This is a genomic window from Spirochaetota bacterium (genome assembly GCA_026414805.1).
In the GTDB taxonomy this organism is placed as follows: domain Bacteria; phylum Spirochaetota; class UBA4802; order UBA4802; family UB4802; genus UBA4802.
Genome location: JAOAIH010000054.1, coordinates 1 through 22,458 on the forward strand (window position 1 = coordinate 1; position 22,458 = coordinate 22,458).

The window sequence follows — 22,458 nt, forward strand, 5'->3', positions numbered from 1 at the left end:
CAATGGTTGAGACTCTTTACAATGGCACGCCGGCAGAGAGTATTATCATGAGCTGTCACCAAAGCCTTAAGGTAAGGGAATACAAGGGGAATGGGGAAACCTTTGCTGCTCTTGGGGAATTTACACGGAAGTTTGGCGGATAATCTAGTGTCACATATAATGCGATAGTTGGAGTTTATAACATTATACGAGTGGTAAAAAAATTATTCTTATAATGAAGATATGTGCAGGATTAGGTATGTAAATAATGCAAAAAGAACATTGAATTAGTAGTAATTTTGTTACCAACAAAATTAAAATTTATAGAAAAGTGTATATGATAATACTAAAATATAACTTGACAAATATATAATGATGTGCTTTTTTATAAAAAAATATATCTAAAATGGTACTATAGCGTTTAATTACTATATATATTATAATATATATTCGTAAACAAAGAAAAGTTTTATTAAAATATAGAGAATAATAAAAGATTTAAGGAAGGAATTGTTGTAATGGTAAGAGATATTTTTACTTTATACTATCTCCCCGTTGCTATATTCGTTTCACATATTTGCTGTATAATAGTTATAGCTGTTATATATAGTATAAAGAAATTCAATATACTGTTGCCAGTATTCCTACACTCTGTAGTATTAGCAATAATATCATTGAAGTTTGTCTACCCAATATACATGTATATTGATACCCGCCATTATTTTTATCCAGTGATATTTATTTTAATAGCACTATATGGATTAGTAACACTAAGTATTACTAATAATAATTTTAAAAGCTCATTATATAATTTTATTGGCTCTATAATTGGAAAAAGTGTAATTGTTACTTCAGCTATAGTAATCATTGCTGATTATAAATATGAATATAGTACAATTATGATAACTTCTGCTGATATGATATTGTCAACAGGTGTTGTTTTATCAACTCGCAACCAATTTACTCAATACCCTGTGCAATGGCCTTATAAAGAATTATTTATGCTTATGATACTACTAACAATTATATTTTGTATAATTACAACCTTCCTACTACAGATAGTACATATACTGTTGTATTTTTTTGCAATACTATCAGCAAGCTATATAGTTTTACTTACAAAATTTTTGATAGCTTTGGGCAATGATACTAATGGAGAATACATATGTTCTGAAGAGTATTTCTATAATACAGGCAGGTATGATTCAATAATCAAAATCATCAAAGAACATGTGAACGAACATTATACATTACCTATTGATAAATATACAATTGCATTACAATGTGAAATGCATCCAGATTATATATCAAAAGTTTTTAAAAGTGAAGAAGGAATAACAATAAATAAATATATTCAAATTGTGCGTATGGAAAAAGCTTACAAGTTAGTAATGGACACTGATAAAAAAATAATTGAAGTAGCTTTCAATGTAGGCTATGAGAACCTGGCTACTTTTTACAGACATTTTATGCGACACCATAAGAAATCGCCACATCGATTGCGGAAGGAAAAATCTATTCCTTGAAGTGATTATAACCCGACACAAGTTTTTGCTTCAATTAATGATTTTTTCTTACAAGCACAATAGTATTGGTACGATATCTGCAATGCACGTACTGCTTCCTCAGGTGATTCAAAACTTGGAATTGAGTGGGCAGTCCTGACTTTTAATATACGATCAACTGCATTAGGAATATATATTCCTGCTGGTTTATCATAGTGTTTACATAATTTCATTAATTCAAGGATACCATCAATCACTACTGGTTGCCATACATTAGGTACTGCACAAATGCCGTCAATTTCATCAGATGATAGAAGGTTGGTAAAAATATCAATAAATGTTTGCAGTGATAGTGTAGGACCTAAATCAATGGGGTTTGTAACATTATAAAGCTTCCCGCATTGAGAAATTTTTTGCTGTAGTTGTGCTGATAATGTAGGTATTTCAAAGCCAGCTTCAACCAAAAGGTCTGAGGTTATCCCTCCAAAAGCACCCGAATTGGTAAAAATTGCAATGCGCTTTCCTTTCAAAAGAGGCATGGTGGTAAATATTTTTGGCATAGAATGTAATTCGCTTATAGCTTTACAGCGGATTATTCCAAACTGTCTGCATGCAGCGTCAAATATTGTGTCATTATTTGCCATACCTGCAGTATGTGACATTGCGGCTTTTGCACCTGCGTTTGTTCTTCCTACTTTGTAAACAAGAATAGGTATTTTAGACCTTTTTACTGCACCAATGAAACGTATGCCATTTTTAATGCTTTCAAGGTACATTCCAATTACTTTTGTACCGTCGGTGTTAAAGTAATCAATGCAATCTGCTTCATCGATGTCTTCTTTATTGCCAATACTCATCATTTTATTTACATTGACAACATCACTACGAAGTGAATCCATTATTAAAGCGCCCACTCCACCACTCTGTATGACGTATGAAATATCACCAGGATGCTCAAAAACTCCATCGTATTCACCTGGGCGCGCTCCAAAAAAACAACAAAATCTGTTATGTGCGTTTAAAGTACCCAGACAGTTTGGTCCTATAAAGCGAATGTTATATTGCCTTGCTATTTCATTTATCTGCTGCTGCAATTGCTTTCCATATTCACCTTCTTCGGTAAACCCAGCGCTTTCAATGATTACTGACCGTATGCCTTTTTTCCCGCAATCTTCTATAAGTTGTGGTACTGAGGCAGCTGGAGTAAGGATTATTGCAAGATCAACTTCATGAGGGATTTGGTGCACATACTGATAGCCTTTGCATCCTTTGACATCTTCGCCTTTGTGATTAATAGCATAGATTTTTGCATCATATTGTAAAAATGTGAGGTATTCACAGATTGTTGCCCCTAAGTTGAAAGGTTTGTTTGAAGCACCTATTATGGCAATTGATCGTGGGTTAAAAAATGCATCCATAGAGAGCTCCATTGTAGAGTTGATTTGTATGACAACTTACAAAATGATAAATTTTTATCAATAAAAAAAATGTAGATATTTCAATATTTATTCATAGAAGTACTTTTATGAACAAAATAAATAATAATGCACATGATTAATCCTTTGTGAGTGGGGATGTATACTGATATGTTAGAAAAATTTTTTTAGGGAATAAATTTGTATATATTTAAATGTTATTTATTGTTGTAGTATCGTGTGCATTTTCAAAAACTCTCTATCGATTTCTGTATTTTGTAAAGGATAAATCTTGTTTAGTAGCAAAATGGTTATTACATTGGCAATAAATCCGGGAACTATCTCATAACAGAAATTACTTAAACCTAAAAATTTCCATGAAACCAGGGCAATTGTCCCTGCTAGCATTCCTCCAAGAGCAGATTGCCAAGAAGTATGTTTTGAGAAAAGTGCAAATAGTACAGTGGGGCCAAAAGCTGCACCAAAACCACCCCATGCATATGCTACCAGCCCTAAGACAGTATTCTCGGGGTTCATTGCAAACAGTGCTGCAATGCAGGTTATTATGATTGTGGTAAGACGACCAATGTGAATTAATTCCTGCTGGGATGCATTACGTTTAATAACTCGCTGGTAAAAGTCCTCGGTTAATGCAGCAGAGCAAACCAGTAATTGTGAATCAGCAGTTGACATTATTGCGGAAAGTATTGCAGCAAGGAGTATTCCGCCAACCCATGGTGTAAAAAATTTTTGGATCATGAATATAAAAACCTTTTCTGCATTGTGTGGCGATAGCTGTGGGAATAGATACACTGCAGCAATCCCAATGAAAGAAGCACCACATAATGAAATTGTTACCCATGTCATTGCAATTTCCCGAGCACCCTTAATATCGCGATGAGAATGTATGCCCATGAAGCGTGCAAGAATATGCGGCTGACCAAAATACCCAAGTCCCCACGATGCTGTGGAGAGCACAGAAAGTAATGTTACCGAAGAAAAAGGATTAACAGGTAAAGATGCTTTTTCCATTGCCAGTGTAATGTTGGAAAACGAACCTATGTGTATCATTGCAACTATTGGTACCACAATGACAGCAAAAAACATAAGCAAGCCCTGTACAACGTCAGTAATGCTGACAGCAAAAAAACCACCTAATGATGTATAGAAAAGAATAATGCCAGCACCAATTAACACTGCTATATGGTATTCAATTCCAAGCATTGATTCAAAAAGCTTACCGGATGCAACAAATCCTGATGAAAGGTAAATGGTAAAAAAAATAAGAATAATTAACGCTGATATAATACGCAATAGCCCAGTAGGATCTTTATATCGATCTTCAAAAAAGGTGGGAAGGGTTATTGAATCAGTGATTTCAGTATATATACGTAGGCGCTTTGCAACAAATTTCCAGTTGCAGTATGTTCCGATAAGAAGTCCAACGGCAATCCATAGTGCGGGCATACCACTACTATATAGTGCACCAGGTAATCCCATGAGTAGCCATCCACTCATGTCGCTTGCCTGTGCAGACAGTGCCATGACAAATTTTCCTAATTTTCTGCCACCTAAAATAAAATCAGAAATATCATGGGATTTATCATAATAATATAAACCTATTCCCAGTAAAACAACAAGGTATAAACCAAATGTTATAAATGTTGCTGTCATTATTTGCTAACCACTTGAGAATAAATACTAAAAAGAATATACAAAGCTTGTATGATACATAATAGCCTGTCAATGATTTTGAAGGTGTTACCGTGGAAATTACAAAAAACAAATGTATTTTTTTATTGACTTAATAAATCGCTATGACTAGTATTTCAAACGATAAAGCAGATTACATAAAAAGGTGAGCGGTATGATAGAATTAACAGATAAGGGAAATGGCACGTTTGTTGTGAAAATAATCATGCAGGAAGTTCATACTTTAGATGTCCCTGACCTTAAGGAAAAGCTTCAGCAGGCCATAGTCAATAAAGGTATAAAGCGAATGGTTGTTGACCTTTCTGATGTTAAAATGATCACCAGTTCGGGTATTGGTATATTTTTGAATATTAATCAGAATCTAAAATCGCAGTTCAGGCTGGCGTGCCCAACACAGGAAGTACAAAAGGTTTTAGAATTAACCAAGGTTACTTCGATGATAAAGGTATTTAATTCTGTAGAGGCAGCTCTTCAAAGTTTTTAATTTAAATGCAATATTATTATTGTTTTTCATTAGTATTACAAGAAAAATAAAGAAGCATAATGTAGCATTAGAAATATTTATCCATATAATGACAGAGTATAGAGCTAATATTTTTTATTTTTATCTTTTCAAGTAATGTGCTATAATTCTGTTAAATTATTATTATGATATATTCGATATTGTAGATTAAGTTTATATTATAGCACGATTATAGTTTTTAATCGTACTATCTTATCAAGAGTGGTGGAGGGACTGGCCCTGTGAAACCACGGCAACCGGCGGTAGGATGAGTCGGTGCCAATTCCAGCGGAAGAAATTCCGGAAGATGAGATAGGCAACAGGCAACCGCTTACACTAATCTTCCGGTAAGCGGTTTTTATTTTTTAAAGGAGTTAATATATACCAATGAAAAAAGAATTAACTTTAGATACATCTGTGGGCATTGTGCACACGCAATATTACACGTTTGCAGAACCACCTGATGAAATGGTGCTGGTGTCAGGGAAAACATTAGGACCTATAACCCTGGCATATGAAACGTATGGAAATCTAAATGAGGATAAAAGTAATGCTGTTTTGATTCTTCATGCGCTTTCAGGCTCTGCTCACGCTGCGGGATATCATACGCATAATGATCCATATCCAGGGTGGTGGGATCATTACATAGGGCCTGGTAAAGCGTTTGATACAAATAAATACTTTGTTATCTGTTCAAATGTTATTGGTGGTTGTAGTGGTTCTACAGGCCCTTCATCAATAAATCCCAGCACCGGCAAGGAATACGCACTGGATTTTCCAATTGTTACCATACAGGATATGGTGAAGGCTCAGTGGCATTTGATAAATTATCTTGGAATCGAAAGGCTACTGGCGGTTGCTGGTGGTTCAATGGGTGGGATGCAGGCATTGCAGTGGTCAATATCATATCCAGAAAGGGTGCAATCTGTTATTGCGATAGCCACTGCAGCTTCACTTTCAGCACAGGGGATTGCATTTCATGAAGTTGGCAGGCAGGCTATCATGCGCGATCCACACTGGAATAATGGCAACTATTACCACAAGACTCCCCCATCTAATGGATTATCGCTTGCCCGAATGATAGGGCATATCACATACCTCAGCGAAAAACTAATGCACGAAAAATTTGGAAGAAGGCTTCAGCAAGCAGATATTTTTAAATTTCAATTTGACTTGGAATTTGAGGTTGAATCGTACTTGCATCATAAAGGCAATGATTTTGTTCAACGATTTGATGCAAACTCATATTTATATATTACCAAAGCTATCGACTATTTTGATTTAAAAAATGATTTTGGTGGTGACCTTGCCAACGCATTTGTGCATGTTAATTCAGATTATCTAGTGATAAGCTTTTCATCAGACTGGCTGTATCCAACCTCACAATCACGGGAGATTGTACGGGCACTGCGTATGAACAGTAAAAACGTAGTATTTACTGAAATCCAGAGTGATAAGGGGCATGATACATTTTTACTGCCCAATGAACAGCTTGAACACAATATTGCAAATTTTTTAAAAAGAGAATTTGAAAAGGTACATAAACGATGAAAGAATACCGGGTGGCCTATGACCTGATATTGGAGTTGATTCCCGCTGGGGCCCGTGTGCTGGATTTGGGGTGTGGTGATGGTCTGCTACTGAAGCTTTTACAGGAACAAAAAAAAGTAAAAGGATTTGGAGTTGAGATATCTCCTGAAGGGGTAAGCCAGTGTGTGGAAAAGGGACTGTATTGTTATCAGGGTGATATTGATGAAGGATTATCTGATTACAAGGACAATTCTTTTGATTATGTTATTGTCAATCAGACATTGCAGAGCACAAAAAAGCCTGATATAGTAATTCGTGAATCACTGAGGATATCACTTAATGCCATATTCAGTTTTCCTAATTTTGCCCATTACTCTTTGCGATTATACCTTTCAATGTATGGAAGGATGCCAAAGAACAAGTTGCTACCGTATGAATGGTATGAAACGCCTAATATACACCTTTTAACAATAAAAGATTTCAGAGACTATTGCAGGGACTATCGCTACCCTATAAAAAAAGAAATGCATTTTTCAACTATACATTCCCGTTCTGTTATTATTCCGATTATGCCCAATCTTTTTGCTGAATATGGATTTTTTATCTTGGATGGGGAACCGTTCACTTCTGCCACATTATAGCTTTTTTATACAACTATTTTCTTGTGTTTTTAGTTTACTCTGGCTACATTGTATATACGATTATAAAAAAAGGTAAACCATGCCTCAATTTAAAGTAGTATCTGCGTATAAACCTTCAGGGGATCAGCAACAGGCTATAGAGAAATTGGCTGAAGGAATAGTCAAGGGTTATAAATTTCAAACCCTCCTTGGTGTGACCGGCTCTGGTAAAACATACACCATGGCTAAAGTGATAGAAAAGGTACAGAAGCCTACCCTGGTACTTACACACAACAAAACACTGGCAGCACAGCTATACCGTGAATTCAAGGAGTTCTTCCCTGAAAATGCAGTTGAGTATTTTGTATCGTATTATGATTACTATCAGCCAGAAGCATACGTTGTTTCGCAGGACCTTTATATTGAAAAGGATGCAAGTATTAATGATGAAATAGACCGTCTTCGCCTTAAAGCTACATCATCGCTTGTTGAACGTGAAGATGTCATTATTGTTTCATCGGTATCCTGTATCTATGGAATAGGGAACCCGGAAAGCTTTGAAAAAAATCATATACGGCTTACAGTGGGGGATTTGTTTGATAGGCAGGATCTTTTAATGAAGCTGGTGTCTATTCATTATGACCGCAATGATATTGCATTTACACGGGGCACATTTAGAGTACGCGGTGATACTGTTGAAGTATTTCCTGCTAACTTACAGGATGCCTTGCGAATAGTTTTTTTTGGCGATGAGATAGAAGCATTATATAAAATAAATCCTTTAACAGGTGCAAGGATTCAATCATTGGAAAAAGCATATATCTATCCTGCAAAGCATTATGTGTCAAGCAAGGAGGAGATGGAAGAAACAATTAAGATGATAGAAATTGAGCTTGAGCATAGAATCAAAGAATTTATGGAAATGGGCAAACTTGTTGAAGCACAGAGGATTGAAATGCGTACGCGGTATGATATTGAGATGCTGAGGACTGTTGGATATTGCAATGGTATAGAAAACTATTCGAGAATCATTGATAGAAGAGAGCCTGGTCAGCCACCGCACTGTCTGCTCCATTACTTTAAAGGGAATTACTTAATGTTTATTGATGAATCGCATGTAACACTGCCACAGGTACGGGGCATGTATGAGGGCGATAGATCCCGTAAAGTAAACTTAGTTGAATATGGATTTAGGCTACCATCAGCGCTTGATAACAGGCCTTTGAAGTTCCATGAATTTGAACAGATGATAGACCAGGTAGTATTTGTATCTGCAACGCCTGCTGAGTATGAGCTGGAAAAATCCAGTCAGGTAGTTGAACAAGTGATACGCCCAACAGGACTAATAGATCCTGAAATTGAAGTGAGACCTGCAACCAATCAGGTTGATGACCTGATTGGTGAGATAAAGAAGCGTGTTGCTGCAAATGAACGGGTGCTTGTCACCACACTTACCAAAAAAATGGCTGAGGACCTGACCGAATATCTTGGCGAAATTGGACTTAAAGTGCGATATCTGCATTCTGAAATTGAAACAATTGAACGGGTAGAAATAATCCGTGATCTTCGTAAGGGCGAATTTGACTGCCTCATTGGCATCAACCTTTTGCGAGAGGGACTTGATATACCCGAAGTGTCGCTGGTTGCAATACTTGATGCCGATAAAGAAGGTTTCCTTCGTTCTACACGTTCACTCATTCAAACAGCAGGCAGGGCAGCGCGTAACATTAATGGCAAGGTTATTATGTATGCGGACACTGTGACACGATCAATGCAGGAGGCTATAGATGAGACTAACCGCCGACGGAAGCTTCAGATGGAGTACAATAGAAAGCATAACATTACACCACGAAGCATTTCCAAAGAGATAGTTGACATTATTGAACGTGAATATCATTCTGACGATGCTTTTGTTGATGTTGTATCAGAATATTCTAAGAGCTATCGCACCGGTAATGTTGAAGAATTAAAAAAAGTGCGAGAAAAAATTAAGCAGGACATGATACAGGCAGCGGATAACTTAGAATTTGAGAAAGCTGCAATACTGCGAGACCAGTTGTTTGATATTGAAAAAAAGATTGGCCTTTACAGCAAAGTAGTTCAATGAAAGTAATGCTTTAGAGGAACTTTTATGGAAATACCTTCTTATGATGAGCTATCGCTGCTAATAACAATGGCATTAAAAGAAGATATTGGCAGTGGTGATATCACAAGCAATGCAATTTTTGAACAGTATCAATTTGCTCGTGCACGAATTTATTCAAAAAGTGATGGTATATTTTGTGGTGGCTTCTTGATTGAGTTTATATACCAGACGCTTGACCCTTCTGTTTCTGTGACGTTATACCGAAGTGAAGGGGCACACATTACACAGGATGATGTAGTTGCCGACATTGAAGGCAATGTGCGCACACTGCTTTCAGGTGAGCGGACAGTGCTCAACTTTTTACAACGAACCTGTGGGATAGCTACTCAAACTTCTAGGATGGTTTCTATAGTGCGTGGCACAAATATCAAAATCCTTGATACACGAAAGACATTGCCTGGTTTCAGGATGCTTGATAAATATGCAGTATGGTGTGGGGGTGGTACCAATCATCGCATGGGGCTTTATGATATGGTTCTTATAAAGGATAATCATATTAAAGCTGCGGGTGGAATATTGCAGGCAGTTCAGATGGTGAAAAAAGCGTACAATGCGCACTATACTATTGAAGTTGAAGTTGAAACGCTCAACCAGGTGCAGGAGGCTGTAGAAGCTGGTGCTGATATTATTATGCTGGATAACATGTCTAGAGACAGGATTGCATTGGCACTGTCCATTATAAATGGCAGAGCAAAGGTTGAGGTATCAGGGAATATGGATGAACATAGATTAAAAGAAATCTCTGATCTGCCGGTAGATTATGTATCAATAGGAGCGCTTACCCACTCGGTGAAGGCGTTTGATCTTTCAATGCGTTTGCTGTAACTTCAATAGGAATAAAAACCTCTTCCTGTTTTTTTACCTAAGTATCCTGCCTCAACATATTTTTTTAAAAGCGGGCATGGCCTGTATTTTGGGTCGCCAAAGCCTTCATACAGTTCTTCAATGATAGCCAGCACCACATCAAGCCCAATCATATCAGCAAGCTGCAGCGGGCCCATAGGCAGGTTCAATCCCAGCTTCATAGTTTTGTCGATAGTTTCTGCAGTAGCTGCTCCTTCGTAGAGCGTATATATGGCTTCATTGATCATTGGCATAAGTATTCGATTTAATACAAAACCTGGGTAGTCTTTTGATTCTACAGGAGTTTTCCCTAATGATTTTACAAAGGTTTTTGCAGATTCTATGGTTTCACGGGTTGTGGCAATTCCACCAACTATTTCTACTAACCGCATTGCTCGTGCAGGATTCATGAAATGAATGCCAATAACATATTCCGGACGTTTTGTGGCCGAAGCGATGCTGGTAATAGGAAGTGATGACGTATTGCTTGCAAGAATAGCACCACTTTTACAAATAGTATCAAGCGACTTGAATACATTTTTTTTACAATGAATGTCTTCGGGAACACATTCTATTATAATATCTGCTTTATGGAGATCTTTAATATTTTTGTGCAATTTTAAACGGGATATAATCTGCCCTCGTTTTGATTGATCCAATCGCTTTTCCTCTACATATCTGTCAAGGCGGCCTGTTATTGTTTCATATGCATGTTTAAGTTGAGATTCATCTATATCATGGAGAATAACATCGTAATTATTTTCTATTGATAGATGTGCAATGTCTGTTCCCATTACTCCAGCACCCACAATTCCTATTAACATACATACCTCCGTTATACAGTATCATTCACAATGTTTCTTTTTTTACCGTGTAAAAACGCCTTGATATTTTCAGCTATCTCATTTATAAGAGCCTGCCGTGTTTCCCGCGATGCCCACCCAATATGAGGGGTAATGATGCAGTTGGGAGCTGAAAGAATAGGATCATTACTATCAGGGGGTTCTTTTTCAAGCACGTCTAGTGCTGCACCGGCAATCACATTGTTATGTAATGCCCAGGCAAGTGCACCAGTATCTACGATTGGGCCACGTGCCATATTAATGAGATATGCAGTTGGTTTCATTTTAGTAAGGAAATCTTTGTTTATGAGGTGATGTGTGGAATCGTTCAGTGGCATATGTATTGAAATAAAGTCAGCCATTTTGCAGAATTCTTCTAACGCATAACGTTGCACTGATGTATCAGAATATGATACATTATCACGTTTTAGAGCTATTACCTTCATGCCAAAGGCTTCTCCAAGTTGAGCAACGCGTTTGCCAATATCGCCAAAGCCCATAATGCCAAGGACCTTGTCATTAATGCACATAGTGGGCCAATTACCCATAGTAAAAATGGGCGAACGGCTCCAGCTGCCATCATGGGTTGCAGTGTTGTACTTCACAAGATTGGTTGCCAATGCCAGGATAAAACACAGTGTAAGCTGTGCAACTGCTTCTCGCGAATAGCCCGGAACATTAGCAACTGCAATGTTTTTATTTTTTGCTGCTTTTATATCAATAGTGTTATACCCTGTTGCAGCAACAGCTATTAGTTTGGTTCTGTTTAATTGAGCTATCTCATCGGCATAAAACACAACTTTATTGGTGATAATTATATCAGCATCCCTGCTTCGCTGTATGGTTTCATGTGGTCCGGTTACGGAATAAGTAATAAAATTTCCCAGAGATGCAATTGGAGTAAAATCAATATCACCAAAATCGACAGTTGATGCGTCTAAAAATACAATTGAAGTGCTCATACATTCAATTCCTTTCTATTTAATGTTGCTATAGTATTAATTGAGTTCTGTCAATTGTTTATTAAAGGTTAATATACATAATAGTTGTTGGATTACCATCATTATCAATTGCTTCTTCCAGGATTGAAAATCCCCGTTTGGTATAATATTGAATAAGGTTAACAGTGTCATTCTGCCCTTCAAAAAGGTACAATGTAGGATAGCCTAATTCCTTTGTCTTGGCAATAATTGCTTTTACCAGCCTGTCACCAATCCCCTGGAAACGGTATTCTGGCACAATGTACAATGAAGCAAGCCATGGATTAAGGTCAGTACGCGACCACAGGTCATTATTTTTCAGTGAAGCCATGCCCACCGGGAGTTTTTTTTCATTAATAGCAACCCAGGCTAAAGGAACAGTGCTATTGTGGGCACGTTCAATATATGATTGAACCAGTGCAGTAAAGGGTATATCCCTTTTGAGGTACCACTCCCGGTATGACCAGTAAGCCAGTACCGGTGCATAGTGGGGAAAATCTTTAAGCTCATGTATTTTAACCATTAGTGCTACCTCGTAGCTTTATAAGCATATAAATAACAGATAGCACCAGCTTTTTCAGTACACAATAAATAATTAATCAGGCAGTAATAACTGTTGCTGTACAGCTTTAAGCTGTTTTTTTAATTCTTTTTGATCCCATTTCAATTCTTTTGCAGCGGTTTCTGCTACTAAATGAAGAATATCATCCCCGGGATTTCCAGCAGTACAAATACCAGTGCGCCTGAACACAATATCGGATAAGGTGCGTGCCATCTCATTGCGTATTGCATAGACAACCTCAGCAAGGATCTCGCCATCATGAGTAACTATCTCTTTATACTTTTTATTTGAATGTGCTAACTGCATTAATGCATCAAGCTCTGTACCGTAATATTTTGCACACACTTCAATAGTATTTTTGCTCAGTGATGAGTATGTAGTGAATGCTTTTTTAAAGAAAGCTTCAAGGTCTTTAATTTCACATCCAGATAAATAGCGCGAATGGGAAAAAGAAGGTGGGAGCTTTCGTTGTAATTTTTTCTGCACAAGCTTCATCACACTCACTGCAAGGTTTCGGCTGGTTGTGTACTTACCACCTTCCACGGTAATAAGACCATTAATTCCCTCATCAGCATTATCATATATCTCATATCGACGAGATGATTGATACGTCCCTTCTACCTGGTCTTCAACCAGTGGGCGCAATCCGCCATAGGCAAATTTAATATCCTTAAAAGATAATTTCCCATCACCAAATGCGCTGTTCACATCATCAAGTAGCTCTTGGATGCTCTGTTTGGTGACTTTATATTCATCAGGATTACCAATGTACTCTTTATCTGTGGTACCTATAAGTGAATATCCCCGCCAGGGAATCAGGAAGAAATGACGGCCTTTGCGTGGCATAAGCCCAACGGCATATTTATTCACCATAGGTTTGGTAATTATGTGAATACCTTCAGAACGCCGTATCTGATGTTTTGTATCTCCATTTTCAGCTTTTTTCAAAATAATATCAGCCCATGGGCCTCCGCAGTTGATGACAAGTGAACCCTTAATGGTCACTTCTTTACCTTTAAGTGTATCATGTACGATAACTCCTGATATGGAGTTATTTGAATATATAAAATTCACAACCTCGGCGTAATTAGCTACTCTGGCACCATACTGTACTGCAGATTTAATAAATGCTAAAGTCAGGCGTTCAGGGAAAATGCTCTGACAATCGTAGTATACCGTTGCAGCTTTCAATCCTTCAGGACGAATATTTGGTTCTTCTTCTAGTGCTTTTTGTTTACTCAGTGTAAAATGCAAGGGTATTTTTTTGGATTTATCCCATGTAAACCCTTTGTCATAGGAAAGGATATCATACAAAATCATTCCAATTTTAAAAATCCACCTATTTGTTTCAATCCTGTTATAATTGGGTATCATGAATGGGAAAGGATATACAAAGTTTGGTGCAATATTTTCCAGTATACGGCGTTCTCGCAATGATTCGCGTACTAGGCCAAATTCAAGATAATTGAGGTAACGCAATCCTCCATGGATGAGTTTTGACGTTGCAGCAGATGTTGCCCAGCCAAAATCATTCTTTTCAAGCAGTGCAACCTTCAAACCTCGTGATGCAGCCTCATAGGCAACAGCAGCACCGGTAATGCCCCCGCCAATAATTATACAGTCAAATGATTCCTTTACGTTTTCTTCAATAAATCGTTTCATAGCATTACCCCTTATCTGGATAAATTTGTGAATAGTATGAATAAATTTGTTCCTGAGTATATTCCAGAACACTATATGTAATTGCATAAGCTTTTTTGCTATCATTGGCTTTGAATGCTTCAAGGAGGTCACGGTGAAATTTTTGTGAACGCTTCTGATTCTGGGGATTTTCAAAATACAGATAGCCAAAATCCCTGAATATCTGGTTGAAAAAATTTAAAAGAAAAATATACAGCATATTCCTGCTGGCTTTTGCAATGAGCTGATGAACAGCTAAGTCTTTTTCAAGGATAGAGTCATTACTTGCAACAATTGATTCAAAAAGTTTGATTTCTTCTTTATTGATTTTTTGTGAAGCAATTGCAGCCATCTGTGGAACAATAATCATGCGTATTTCAAGGAGATTTTGCAGAATTGAAAAGGGAATGGTATCATTTAGGTATATCATCATCTTGAAAAGCTCAAGATTACCACTTGAAAGGTAGTCTTTTATGAATATTCCTTCTCCATGCCGTATTTCAATAAGCCCCAGTGTTTCAAGTTTTTTCAATGCCTCTCGAACTGTTGCGCGATTCACATCAAGATCAGCAGCAATGTCCCGTTCCGATGGCAGCTTATCACCAGGTTGTAACTCATTTATAATGCGCTTTGCAAGCAGAGAAACTATCTGCTGGTGGAGGGTGTTTTTTTGTATTTTCCCTAAAGTATTTTTTTTCATATCATCACCTTGTTAAGTGGTTCAGTGGTTCAACCACTTATAGTATACCAGTATTTTTTTGTAAATCAAAATATTTATAAAAATTTTTTATTGAATCTGATGGACGCCGTCTTCAATGGTGCATTCGTAAATTTCGGGCACTCTATTTTCTTTATTTTTAAATTTTTGGGCGATAGCTCTTTTAAAATGTTCAACGGCAAATAAAGCCACCATACTTACAGTACAGCCACCAAATCCACCGCCCATGAGCCGTGAACCATATACTCCATCAATAGTAGATGCCCATTCAACCATTTCATCAATAAGAGGGATACTGACTTGGTAATACACACTTAGGCACTCATGTGACTTGTAAAGCAGCTCTCCTGCTTTTGAGAGATTATACTGTTGAATTTGTTCTGCAAATTGATGGACGCGGTGATGTTCAGTAATAACGTGGTATGCACGTTTGTATTCGGTTGGGGGCAGGATGTCCTGAATTGGCGCAAGGTCATCGACACTGCAATCGCACAGATATTCTATAGCAAAACCTGCTTTTTTTAGCATAATTGTAGCTCGTTCGCATTCACGCCTGCGGTCATTATAACCTGATTCACGCAGACTGTGTTTTACGCCACTGTTGACCAGTACAAACCTGACAGCTGCAGTGTCGATTGGGATGAGGCTACATACTAAATTTTGTGTATTAAGCATGAGTGCATGGTCCTTTTTGCCATTTATAATAGCCATCTGATCCATAATGCCGCATTTAACATTCGCAAAATCCCATTCAACCTTCTGAGCTTTCAACGCAAGGTCGGTATTCTTTATTTTTATGTTATATATTGTATACAATGCGTATAAAGTACCCACGGTTATAGATGCTGAACTTGACATTCCAGCACCAACGGGTAAAGTACTGTAAAAACTACAATCCCAACCTGAATCAAATTCAATTTGGCTAAGCACACAGGCGCCAAAAGGGTATATCCACCATTTATTCTGAGCATGTGCCAATGTAACGGATGAATGAATATTATTTATTGATACCTCCCCCATTTCTTTGTGGCTTGAAGATACAAACCTTATAATGCCGTCATTATTTCGTGAAAGACATATGTATATGTATTTATCGATAGCAGCGGGCAAAACAGTTCCACCATTGTAATCAATATGTTCACCAATAATATTTATGCGGCCAGGGGAAACAAAGAGCATATAGTTGGTTGATTTTGGGAAGTGTTCTCTGTGAAAAGTGATGACTTTATCTATGATAGATGGCATAGCAGTTACTGAAATAATAATTGTGCAAGTTGATATGCATTATTGGTTAAAGAAATCGTAACAGGTTTATTTATATCAGAATGAACGTATTCAATAATGCCAAAAAAAGAAAGCCAGGTAATTACCGAGAAATCAAGGAGAGAAATTGCAAAAAGATCATGAGGATTTGCAATACCGGTAAGTTCAAAATATGTCCGTGCTATTGAATCTAATGTAACGGGGTGATTTGATGAAAGAATAATGTCTAAAAGGAGATGTCGGTTACTTTTTATTTCATTTGAAATATAACCACCAGATGGAAAGAGGTTTTTCCAGTTACATTTATTCCAGAATGCAGCAAAAAGGCGGCGGTATAATTCTACCAAATTAGGTGTTTCAATAGAATTATTATTAATAATCCCAGCAGATTTAAGCATTATAACTGCTTGCTTGCAGTAAATCACAAGCAAATCAGAGTCATAGTGAGCTAAGGGTCCATCAAGCAGTGCTTCAACGCATAAAGAATAAAAATTTTGAGGAAACGGTTTGTTTTTTTCAGGATATATTGAATAGCGTTGTATTGTTTCAATGATACAGGATGCAAGCGTAATTGCAATTGTTGATTCTATAACTAAAGTATTTTCACATTTAATTTCTTTTAATAAAATTGAATTGTGTGATGGTAAGGTTGAGTCCCATACTAATTTATAACATGATTGAATAACGTCTTTCATTATCTTGTCTTTTTTGCCTGTTTTTATTGATGAAAATCTTTTTTCAATTTCGTGAGCTATCAGATCATTAGAAAGTTCGTTTTCAAGTGCATACAGCGCAAGATTATTAATTGACGATCTGAACCGATGTGATGTCACATCAGCTGAATGTTTCATTGTTTTGCTTAACTCCATTGAAAAGTATACAATATAACAATTGTCTCAAAAAAAATATGTAATTTGCTTTATATGCAGCTGTTAGTATGAAATTAATTGATAAACATAATATATTAAATTAATTTTTAGTCAATTAATATTTTAATAAAATAAAAAAAAGTTTATATGTGTAAAAAGTACTGTACATTTATTTGCTTCACTAATATTAATATAATGGTTGTAGTATATATTTTAATTCGCATAACAACTTTTTTAGCCTATCCCATGTCATTGGGAAAATAAAAAATTTTTTCAATTTGCTTGCATTAATATACTGTATATTTGTAATACTCATTATTATTTAGAGATATAAGCATTTTATAGATAGACAGTTCAAGAGGTCGTAGGATGTGGTTACTATCATTAATAGATGCAACGCATAATGACGTAAAAGTAATACAGGAAAATTCAAGAAATATTTTGCATTTTCTGGCAGAAGTCGTTGGAGAACGTACGTTAAGAAAATATGACAACCTCAATCGTACACGGCAATTTATACATGATTATTTAAAGAAATATAATAATAATGTGTATGAAGAAAATTACATTGTGAATGGTATGGAAGTTGCCAACGTTATTGCTGAAATTCCAGGTTTTGAAAACAGTGATGAGATCATTATCATTGGAGCACATTATGATACTATTGAAGATACCCCTGGTGCGGATGATAATGGATCAGCTATTGCCGGTTTGCTTGAGCTTCACCGGTTGCTATCGCATTTCACTTTCAGAAAAACTTTGCGTTTTGTGGCATTTACATTAGAAGAACCACCTTTTTTCTCAGGGCCTTATATGGGAAGCATGGTACATGCAAAAGGGTGCAGGGAAAGAGATGAGCATATTGATCTTATGATATGCCTTGAGATGATTGGCTATGCGGGCAGTAAAATGCATCAGGATTATCCGTTGGCAAGTATGCAAAAACAATACCCTCCGTATGGTAATTTTTTGGCAGTGGTTGCATTGCCTAGCTATGCGCCGTATGCATATAAATGGAAAAGAGAATATAACAGGTTTGCAAAAAACAAGATTTTTGATATGATTGGGCCTGCATCTATACCTGGGATTAATCTTTCTGATCACTACTCATTTAATAAATATAGTTTCCCTGCCATTATGATTACTGATACTGCATTCTATAGAAACAAAAACTATCACACCGAAGGTGATACGTTTCAAACTATAAATTTTAAATTTATGGCAGAAGCTATATTTAATACATTTCTTGCAGTAAAAACTATTGCCAATGAAAGGGATATTCTCAATGAGTAATTTTATTGCACTACCTATTCAGGATTCGCATCGGTTGGTGAATGCTGGAAATGTGATTCTGGTATCAGTTCAGTCAAAAGGAAGAAGAACTGTAACAACTGTAGCATGGCATATGCCGGTTTCAAGCCAACCAAAATTATTATCATGTGCACTTGCTAATAAACGGTATAGCCTTGAATTAATTAAAGAATCAAAATGTTTCTGCATTAATATACCAGAATTTACTCTCCTTTCTGCTGTTTTGTTCTGTGGCACATACTCCGGTAGAAAAGTTGATAAATGTAAGGAGGCAAACCTGACCGCTGTTGCGTGTTCTTCAATAGATGGTTTTTTCATTGACGAATGCGTTGCGCATATTGAATGTAATTTATATTCTATGATAGAGGCTGGTGACCATACCATTGTAGTGGGTGAAGTTATCAATGCTATGGCAAAAGAGCATCTTTTTACTCCTGATGGAGTGATAGATATTAATAAAGTTCAGTTAATTCATCATTTAGGTGGAACTCATTTTGGAATCTTAAAGTCACAGGAAAAATAATACCATGGAATGTAAAAAAGAAAAAAACCTTTCAATCTGCACATGCTCATATAACCCCTGTTCACGGAAAGGGTTATGCTGTGATTGTATATCATATCATCTCAAAAAACGGCAGCTTCCGGGATGTGCTTTCCCAAAAGATGCTGAAAAAACGTATGATCGTTCATTTGAGCATTTTGCTCGGCTGGTGCAGGCAGGAAAAGTATAATCTATTTCTGCGCAAGGTAATGCAGGGGATCCAATGGCTTTCCTGAATGGTTAATCTGGAAGTGGAGCGAGGGGTTGCTATCGCTTAAAAAACCAATTGTTGAGCCCTTTAAAACTGCCTGACCTTCCCTAACAGTAATTGCTTCCAGTTTTGAATAAATAGTGTAAAAATCCTTTTGGTGCACAATGACAATGAAATTGCCAAATCCGCGCATGTTTCCAATTTTCACTACTTTCCCCCCTGCACTTGCAACAACTTTGCTTTTTGGCTTACTAGTAATAATAATCCCTATTGGGCGGACCCCACCCTGATCGCGTGTATATGTTTTCACAGATGGCACTGGCCAAATAAATGGAAGGATGTCAGCAGTTTTTTTTACTGGAATTGGTGATGTGCAGTAGTTTTCTGTTGAAATGTCACTTTTGGCTGTTACTGGAGGGATATAAATCTTTTGACCTGCCTTAATGGTTGATACATTCTTAATATTATTTGCACTACAAATTATATCAACAGGTACATTATACTGTTTTGATAGTCTATAGATTGTTTCCCCTTTTTTTATTATGTGCCATCTGCCTTTTTTTATTAATGGGGTATCACTTTTGTAGTTTTCTTCTGATTCAACTTTTTGGCTATCTGTAGTAATTGTATTGTCAGGTACGGTATAGTATACTGGATAAGTTGAATAATATGAATCACTCTGCATGTAATAATTTTCATCATACTGTGGTATTTGAATAGTATCTTCGTCATTATTTTGTATTTGATATGATTTTTGTTTGTTATTATTTCTGTTGGTATCCTGTGAATGACGGTATGCAGGAGGAACACATCCAGTACAGATAACTACAATAGCTAAACAAAATATAATTTTGGCACTCATCCATGAAGTCATGGAACATCTCCTTATGTTCCGTATCAATGCACATTTACCGAAAGGCAATAAACGCCCTTATCAGATTATCGGAATAACATGCTATATAGTTAAGCAATTAATTTTTTTATTCGTGGTAGTCAACGGTGGTGGTTATAGTTAATTTCCCATGGCGAACATTTTTGATGGCCAGTAAATTATCAGCTATTTTTTTAACCTGTGCTGACGTGCCACGTAGGAGCAATACTTCAAGGCAGTTATGTTCATCAAGGTGAACATGTACTGATGAAATGATATATTTATAATTGTCGTGTTGAAGGTCATTAAGCTTGTCGGCTATTTCTCGTACATCATGGCTATACACAAGGGTAAGTGTTCCAATAACTTCTGCATCTGGATCAGTGATTTCTTCTTTTACAAGCATGTCACGGATTAAATCACGAATGGCTTCAGAACGGTTAACATACCCTTTTTCATTTATTAAAGCATCAAACCGTTCCAAGAGTTTTTCATCAATAGAAACACCAAAACGGATTACATTATTCATAGACAATCCTCAAGTATGATTAATAAGGCAATACTGCATGTCTAATTTGGAATATGCAAGTAATTTTTTATTTATTGTATCCTGCCACGAAAACTATCAGCTTTAATAGCCAATTATGTTTTAAGGCCTGAAAAGTAATAACTTACCCCTGAGCAAGGCTACGCCGCAACGCGTTAATATAAAGCATCGCATAGTGAGTAATGCTGTTTATGATANTAAAAAGCGAAGTATACAGATATCCAATCTGAAAGAGCATAATTAAAGGTACAGAAATATAAAGATTTTTGTCAAATGCAAAGTATACTGCAAGTGACATATAAATACCAAGCACAAATTCAATTATTGATACCATATTGATAGATCTAAGGCTATATTTATTCTGTATAATAGTTTTTATGTGCTCTATAGCATTAATCCTGCTCTTAGCAATTACATTATATTTGGGAGTTCGGTTAAAATCACTCTTTTTGTTGAGCAAAGCCTCTATTACTGCTTTGCTATTATTTATGGAAAGACCAATACCCACGGATAGCACCATGGGGAGGTATAACAGAGGTTTAAGTTTTGAACTGAACACTCCACGATTATGATACAGTATAACGAGCTCAGTATAATAGTAAAAAATGATTACTGAAACAGTTGCAAGGAGGAAAATTGGGAAATCTAAATAGGCAAATTTTTTAAATCCACCGTAATACCGTACCCACAACGCAACAGGCAATAAAATAGTTAAAAATACCATCAAAAGATATGCAAAGTTGGCACCTAAATGCATGAATGATTCAATTTTTACCCTTAATGGGAGCTTAGAATGAATGATGGTTTTATGTAGCTTTTTGAAAACCTGTATAGAACCTTTTGCCCACCTGAATTGCTGAGCTTTGAATGCTGACATTTCGATAGGAAGCTCGGCTGGAACGGTAACATCAGGCAAATAGATAAACTTCCAGCCTTTTATTTGGGAGCGATAGCTCAGATCAAGGTCTTCGGTGATGGTATCATGCTGCCAGCCGCCGCCATCTATGATTGCCTGCCGTCGCCATATCCCTGCAGTGCCATTGAAATTGAAAAACCTTCCTGAACGATTGCGTGCAGTGTGCTCAATCATAAAATGTCCATCAAGGAGAATACTCTGGCATTCGGTAAGTAACGAATAATGGCGGTTAACGTGGTCCCACCGTGCCTGTACCATGCCAATTTCAGGATCGGTGAAATAATGAATGGTTTTCTGTAAAAAGTCAGGATTGGGTAAAAAATCTGCATCAAAGACTGCTATGAATTCGCTATCGGTAAGTTTTAAGCCGTTTTCAAGTGCACCAGCTTTGAATCCAGTTCTATCAGTTCTGTGAATGTATTTAATGTTATACCCCTCTTTTCGTTTCAGTTTGCAAATCCGTTCTGCAATAATAGAAGTTTCATCAGTAGAATCATCAAGCACTTGTATCTCAAGTTTTTTCTTTGGGTAATCCAATTTTGTTACTGTGTCAATTAAACGTTCTACTACATATTGTTCGTTATATATTGGCAACTGTACAGTAACTTTAGGCAATGTTTTGAATAGAGCTTTAGGACGTATTTTCTTTTTGCTGTGTTTTACAAAAAGATAGAGCGTGTAGTATCTGTGTGCCCCAAATACAGATAGTAAAATTAAAACCAGACCGTAAAAAATTAAAATAAAAAGCTTCATGGTATTTGTTCCCTTATATTTTAGAAAGGATAAATTGAATTAGATATTGAAAAATGAATATACCACAAAAAAAAATATTTACAATATTTCATTGTTACCATAGAATTATTTGTATACTTGTATGTCAATAAAAATTTATTT

General features: G+C 36.5%; 21 protein-coding genes and 1 riboswitch. Of the genes, 9 read left to right on the forward strand and 12 right to left on the reverse strand.

The window, feature by feature from the left end:
• Positions 1 to 497: 497 nt before the first annotated feature.
• Positions 498 to 1,505 (forward strand): AraC family transcriptional regulator, encoded by a 1,008-nt coding sequence (locus N3F66_10935; protein MCX8124656.1) that lies wholly within the window; start codon positions 498 to 500, stop codon positions 1,503 to 1,505.
• A gap of 5 nt (positions 1,506 to 1,510) precedes the next feature.
• Here the strand turns inward: N3F66_10935 and N3F66_10940 are convergent, their stop codons facing one another.
• Positions 1,511 to 2,902 (reverse strand): CoA-binding protein, encoded by a 1,392-nt coding sequence (locus N3F66_10940; protein MCX8124657.1) that lies wholly within the window; start codon positions 2,900 to 2,902, stop codon positions 1,511 to 1,513.
• Between the two features lie 219 nt (positions 2,903 to 3,121).
• Positions 3,122 to 4,573 carry a sodium/proline symporter PutP gene (gene putP / locus N3F66_10945; protein MCX8124658.1) on the reverse strand — a complete coding sequence of 484 codons (1,452 nt, stop codon included), beginning with the start codon at positions 4,571 to 4,573 and terminating at the stop codon, positions 3,122 to 3,124.
• A 193-nt stretch (positions 4,574 to 4,766) separates the two neighbouring features.
• Between putP and N3F66_10950 the strand changes: the two genes are divergently transcribed.
• The 5 genes from N3F66_10950 to nadC all read left to right on the forward strand — a co-directional run bounded on the left by N3F66_10950 (position 4,767) and on the right by nadC (position 10,235).
• Positions 4,767 to 5,096 carry an STAS domain-containing protein gene (locus tag N3F66_10950; GenBank protein ID MCX8124659.1) on the forward strand — a complete coding sequence of 110 codons (330 nt, stop codon included), beginning with the start codon at positions 4,767 to 4,769 and terminating at the stop codon, positions 5,094 to 5,096.
• A 228-nt stretch (positions 5,097 to 5,324) separates the two neighbouring features.
• Positions 5,325 to 5,428, forward strand: a riboswitch (SAM riboswitch).
• Positions 5,429 to 5,501: 73 nt separating this feature from the next.
• Complete coding sequence (locus N3F66_10955) at positions 5,502 to 6,665, forward strand: homoserine O-acetyltransferase (GenBank protein ID MCX8124660.1); 1,164 nt, start codon at positions 5,502 to 5,504, stop codon at positions 6,663 to 6,665.
• The gene (metW, locus tag N3F66_10960) at positions 6,662 to 7,285 is read left to right on the forward strand and encodes a methionine biosynthesis protein MetW (protein MCX8124661.1); all 624 of its coding nucleotides are present in this window, start codon (positions 6,662 to 6,664) and stop codon (positions 7,283 to 7,285) included. Before N3F66_10955 ends, metW begins: the two co-directional genes overlap by 4 nt.
• 79 nt (positions 7,286 to 7,364) lie before the next feature.
• Entirely contained in the window at positions 7,365 to 9,371 is a 2,007-nt protein-coding gene (gene uvrB, locus N3F66_10965) for an excinuclease ABC subunit UvrB (GenBank protein ID MCX8124662.1), read from the forward strand.
• A gap of 24 nt (positions 9,372 to 9,395) precedes the next feature.
• Positions 9,396 to 10,235 carry a carboxylating nicotinate-nucleotide diphosphorylase gene (gene nadC, locus N3F66_10970; GenBank protein ID MCX8124663.1) on the forward strand — a complete coding sequence of 280 codons (840 nt, stop codon included), beginning with the start codon at positions 9,396 to 9,398 and terminating at the stop codon, positions 10,233 to 10,235.
• Between the two features lie 2 nt (positions 10,236 to 10,237).
• On the opposite strand, the gene N3F66_10975 is transcribed toward nadC, so the two are convergent.
• The 7 genes from N3F66_10975 to N3F66_11005 form a co-directional block, all read right to left on the reverse strand.
• A complete protein-coding gene (locus N3F66_10975) occupies positions 10,238 to 11,077 on the reverse strand; it encodes a 3-hydroxyacyl-CoA dehydrogenase NAD-binding domain-containing protein (protein MCX8124664.1) in 840 nt (279 codons plus the stop codon).
• Positions 11,078 to 11,088: 11 nt separating this feature from the next.
• The gene (locus N3F66_10980) at positions 11,089 to 12,057 is read right to left on the reverse strand and encodes a D-2-hydroxyacid dehydrogenase (GenBank protein MCX8124665.1); all 969 of its coding nucleotides are present in this window, start codon (positions 12,055 to 12,057) and stop codon (positions 11,089 to 11,091) included.
• A gap of 61 nt (positions 12,058 to 12,118) precedes the next feature.
• On the reverse strand, positions 12,119 to 12,598 hold the full coding sequence (locus N3F66_10985) for a GNAT family N-acetyltransferase (GenBank protein ID MCX8124666.1): 480 nt from the start codon (positions 12,596 to 12,598) through the stop codon (positions 12,119 to 12,121).
• 72 nt (positions 12,599 to 12,670) lie between these two features.
• Positions 12,671 to 14,299 (reverse strand): glycerol-3-phosphate dehydrogenase/oxidase, encoded by a 1,629-nt coding sequence (locus N3F66_10990; GenBank protein MCX8124667.1) that lies wholly within the window; start codon positions 14,297 to 14,299, stop codon positions 12,671 to 12,673.
• A gap of 4 nt (positions 14,300 to 14,303) precedes the next feature.
• Positions 14,304 to 15,017, reverse strand: coding sequence for a FadR family transcriptional regulator (locus N3F66_10995; GenBank protein ID MCX8124668.1), 714 nt, complete (start codon positions 15,015 to 15,017; stop codon positions 14,304 to 14,306).
• Between the two features lie 87 nt (positions 15,018 to 15,104).
• Positions 15,105 to 16,280: a galactokinase gene (gene galK / locus N3F66_11000; GenBank protein ID MCX8124669.1), complete on the reverse strand. Its 1,176-nt coding sequence runs from the start codon at positions 16,278 to 16,280 to the stop codon at positions 15,105 to 15,107.
• Positions 16,281 to 16,285: 5 nt separating this feature from the next.
• Entirely contained in the window at positions 16,286 to 17,149 is an 864-nt protein-coding gene (locus N3F66_11005; protein ID MCX8124670.1) for a hypothetical protein, read from the reverse strand.
• 387 nt (positions 17,150 to 17,536) lie between these two features.
• On the opposite strand from N3F66_11005, the gene N3F66_11010 reads away from it, so the two are divergent.
• Genes N3F66_11010 through N3F66_11020 form a run of 3 tightly spaced genes read left to right on the forward strand, consistent with a single transcriptional unit; the run spans position 17,537 to position 19,209 of the window.
• Positions 17,537 to 18,460: a M28 family peptidase gene (locus N3F66_11010; protein ID MCX8124671.1), complete on the forward strand. Its 924-nt coding sequence runs from the start codon at positions 17,537 to 17,539 to the stop codon at positions 18,458 to 18,460.
• Positions 18,453 to 19,001, forward strand: a complete 549-nt coding sequence (locus N3F66_11015) for a flavin reductase family protein (GenBank protein MCX8124672.1) — start codon at positions 18,453 to 18,455, stop codon at positions 18,999 to 19,001. The genes N3F66_11010 and N3F66_11015 overlap by 8 nt, the downstream gene beginning before the upstream one ends.
• A gap of 4 nt (positions 19,002 to 19,005) precedes the next feature.
• On the forward strand, positions 19,006 to 19,209 hold the full coding sequence (locus N3F66_11020) for a DUF6485 family protein (GenBank protein MCX8124673.1): 204 nt from the start codon (positions 19,006 to 19,008) through the stop codon (positions 19,207 to 19,209).
• A 1-nt stretch (position 19,210) separates the two neighbouring features.
• On the opposite strand, the gene N3F66_11025 is transcribed toward N3F66_11020, so the two are convergent.
• The 3 genes from N3F66_11025 to N3F66_11035 all read right to left on the reverse strand — a co-directional run bounded on the left by N3F66_11025 (position 19,211) and on the right by N3F66_11035 (position 22,317).
• Positions 19,211 to 20,104 carry a peptidoglycan DD-metalloendopeptidase family protein gene (locus N3F66_11025; GenBank protein MCX8124674.1) on the reverse strand — a complete coding sequence of 298 codons (894 nt, stop codon included), beginning with the start codon at positions 20,102 to 20,104 and terminating at the stop codon, positions 19,211 to 19,213.
• 106 nt (positions 20,105 to 20,210) lie between these two features.
• Complete coding sequence (nikR, locus tag N3F66_11030; GenBank protein MCX8124675.1) at positions 20,211 to 20,630, reverse strand: nickel-responsive transcriptional regulator NikR; 420 nt, start codon at positions 20,628 to 20,630, stop codon at positions 20,211 to 20,213.
• 142 nt (positions 20,631 to 20,772) lie between these two features.
• Positions 20,773 to 22,317: a glycosyltransferase gene (locus tag N3F66_11035; GenBank protein ID MCX8124676.1), complete on the reverse strand. Its 1,545-nt coding sequence runs from the start codon at positions 22,315 to 22,317 to the stop codon at positions 20,773 to 20,775.
• Positions 22,318 to 22,458: the final 141 nt, after the last annotated feature.

Bases quoted from the DNA above. Each gene is read 5' to 3' on its own strand.
- N3F66_11010 (MCX8124671.1), top strand. From the start codon at position 17,537: ATGTGGTTACTATCATTAATAGATGCAACGCATAATGACGTAAAAGTA.
- N3F66_11015 (MCX8124672.1), top strand. From the start codon at position 18,453: ATGAGTAATTTTATTGCACTACCTATTCAGGATTCGCATCGGTTGGTG.
- N3F66_10985 (MCX8124666.1), bottom strand. From the start codon at position 12,598: ATGGTTAAAATACATGAGCTTAAAGATTTTCCCCACTATGCACCGGTA.
- N3F66_11025 (MCX8124674.1), bottom strand. From the start codon at position 20,104: ATGACTTCATGGATGAGTGCCAAAATTATATTTTGTTTAGCTATTGTA.
- N3F66_10975 (MCX8124664.1), bottom strand. From the start codon at position 11,077: ATGTTAATAGGAATTGTGGGTGCTGGAGTAATGGGAACAGACATTGCA.
- N3F66_10935 (MCX8124656.1), top strand. From the start codon at position 498: ATGGTAAGAGATATTTTTACTTTATACTATCTCCCCGTTGCTATATTC.
- nikR (MCX8124675.1), bottom strand. From the start codon at position 20,630: ATGAATAATGTAATCCGTTTTGGTGTTTCTATTGATGAAAAACTCTTG.
- galK (MCX8124669.1), bottom strand. From the start codon at position 16,280: ATGCCATCTATCATAGATAAAGTCATCACTTTTCACAGAGAACACTTC.
- N3F66_10940 (MCX8124657.1), bottom strand. From the start codon at position 2,902: ATGGATGCATTTTTTAACCCACGATCAATTGCCATAATAGGTGCTTCA.
- N3F66_10980 (MCX8124665.1), bottom strand. From the start codon at position 12,057: ATGAGCACTTCAATTGTATTTTTAGACGCATCAACTGTCGATTTTGGT.
- N3F66_10955 (MCX8124660.1), top strand. From the start codon at position 5,502: ATGAAAAAAGAATTAACTTTAGATACATCTGTGGGCATTGTGCACACG.
- putP (MCX8124658.1), bottom strand. From the start codon at position 4,573: ATGACAGCAACATTTATAACATTTGGTTTATACCTTGTTGTTTTACTG.
- nadC (MCX8124663.1), top strand. From the start codon at position 9,396: ATGGAAATACCTTCTTATGATGAGCTATCGCTGCTAATAACAATGGCA.
- N3F66_10950 (MCX8124659.1), top strand. From the start codon at position 4,767: ATGATAGAATTAACAGATAAGGGAAATGGCACGTTTGTTGTGAAAATA.
- N3F66_11020 (MCX8124673.1), top strand. From the start codon at position 19,006: ATGGAATGTAAAAAAGAAAAAAACCTTTCAATCTGCACATGCTCATAT.
- metW (MCX8124661.1), top strand. From the start codon at position 6,662: ATGAAAGAATACCGGGTGGCCTATGACCTGATATTGGAGTTGATTCCC.
- N3F66_10995 (MCX8124668.1), bottom strand. From the start codon at position 15,017: ATGAAAAAAAATACTTTAGGGAAAATACAAAAAAACACCCTCCACCAG.
- uvrB (MCX8124662.1), top strand. From the start codon at position 7,365: ATGCCTCAATTTAAAGTAGTATCTGCGTATAAACCTTCAGGGGATCAG.
- N3F66_10990 (MCX8124667.1), bottom strand. From the start codon at position 14,299: ATGAAACGATTTATTGAAGAAAACGTAAAGGAATCATTTGACTGTATA.
- N3F66_11005 (MCX8124670.1), bottom strand. From the start codon at position 17,149: ATGAAACATTCAGCTGATGTGACATCACATCGGTTCAGATCGTCAATT.